The following is a 2,090-nucleotide window of genomic DNA, read 5'->3' as shown; positions in this document are numbered from 1 at the left end:
AGCTTATTCAATACCCCATTCAACCTGAAAGCTCCGGGCATATTATATTCTACGCTGCCGTTCATCTGGTCGATAAACCATAACCGCTGCTGGGCGAAAGACAGCGGGTATGGACCTTGGTCGTTATAAGCCGTAACCCGTGGTAGTGCTGTTTCGCCTTCATACCCTAATAAGTGTTCGCTCAGTGCCGCCACCGTTGGATACTCAAACAGGGCTCTGACGGGCACCTCACGTTCAAGCCCTGCCCTTAAACGGCTCACAAGTCGGGTTGCCAACAATGAATGTCCGCCTAAAGTAAAGAAGTTATCATCAATACCAACCCGCTCAACACCTAGAACTTCAGCCCAAATATCACATAGCAGCAGCTCAATCTCATTACGCGGTGCAACATGCTCATGAGACATATCCTCCAAACGCGGAGCCTTCAGCGCTTTACGGTCTACTTTACCATTGACTGTGAACGGTAGTGCGGCCATCACAACATAAGCAACCGGTACCATATAGTCAGGTAGCTTGGCTTTAAGCCTATCCTTCAGCGTGCCGATAAATTGTTGTACCAATGCTTGGTTGTTCAGTTCTGCAGCATACTTCTGAGATACCACATAGGCCACCAACCGCCGATCTCCACCAGGCCCGTCTTGAGGTTGCACAATAGTATCTTCAACATCTTGACAAGCCTTCAATTGTTTTTCGATTTCGGCCAGTTCGATGCGATACCCCCGTAATTTGATTTGATGATCACGACGGCCAAAAAACCGTAGGTTGTCCCCTTTCGACCAAGCTACCAGATCTCCTGTCCGATACAGCCTTTGGGAACTTAAAGCATCCGATGCATCATAAAATGGATTAATGACAAACTGCTTTTCGGTTGCCAGCGGGTTGTTGACATAACCTCTTGCCAGGCAGGGCCCTCCGATAACCAACTCTCCAATCGCGCCAAACGGCACCAACTTCAGGTTAGTATCAACAACATACAGTCGGCTGTCGGCTGTGTGTTTACCAATGGGTACCGATTGTCCGCTATACTCAAATTCAGTAACTTCAAAGTAACTGGCAGTGACTGTCGCTTCGGTGGGGCCATACGTATTAAACATCCGCACCGAATTGCTTACTTGCCGCTGCCATCGTTGTAAATGGCTGTGGCTTATAGGCTCTCCACCAACAACTAGTCGCTGTAAGCGGCACGATTGAACATAACGCTGCAGATGCTCATCTCCAGCCAGTTGATGCCAATAAGCCGTTGGCAAGCTGGCAAAAGTCACCTCGCTATCTTTAACCGTTTGCCAGAAGTCACAAGCCAAAGGAGCAGGCTCAAACTTTGGTATAACCAAGGTACCACCGGCCAGGACAGACGCGCTCAATTCTTCAATAAAGATATCGAAAGCGATGGAAGAAAACTGAAGAACCTTATCTTCGCTTGCCAATTGATAATCTTTGACAATTGCTGAAGTGAAAGCCAACCACGCCCCATGCTCGACAGCAACACCTTTTGGATTTCCTGTAGAGCCTGAGGTATAGATCACATAGGCCAATCGGTCAGGACCAATTCGGTTGGACGTAACCAATGGTTTATCTGTGTTGCAGTCTTTTCCCAATGGCTCGGCAACATTAATGACCTGATAGTTACGGCTGTTAAACCGGGATAGACATGCCGAGTGAGTCAGAACCACGCCGACTTGTGCATTATCAAGCATGTAGTCAATGCGGTCGGCGGGATATCGGGGGTCTAACGGCAGGTATGCGCAACCGGACTTCAGCACAGCAATGATGGTAATCACCATTTCAATCGAACGTTCAAAACAGATCCCTACCACTGCATCAGCTTGATCGGCCCGAATCTCATGCCGGGACAACAGATAATGCGCCAGTTGATTAGCCTTTTCATTAAGCTTCTGATAACTGAGCTTTTGTGTGCCAAACTCCAGAGCAATCCTGTCCGGATGGCACAATACTCTGTGCTCAAACAAATGTTGAACCGCATTAAACTCAACTGACAATAACTGGTGGATACATTCGTCCGGCAGTGGCTTCGATGTGTTCATCTCGCCAAGTTGCAGTAAATGCTCACGTTCTTGCTTACTCAACATGTC

At 48.1% G+C, this 2,090-nt stretch carries 1 protein-coding gene; it reads right to left on the bottom strand.

The features are described 5' to 3' along the window. Positions 1-2,090, bottom strand: a 2,090-nt coding sequence (locus tag J2W69_RS20520) for a non-ribosomal peptide synthetase (RefSeq protein WP_310282083.1), incomplete at both ends; no start/stop codon positions are given.

Origin of the sequence: Rheinheimera soli (genome assembly GCF_031457405.1) — a bacterium.
GTDB classification, from domain to species: Bacteria; Pseudomonadota; Gammaproteobacteria; order Enterobacterales; family Alteromonadaceae; genus Pararheinheimera; species Pararheinheimera soli_A.
This window is presented reverse-complemented; position numbering and strand designations above follow the sequence as displayed.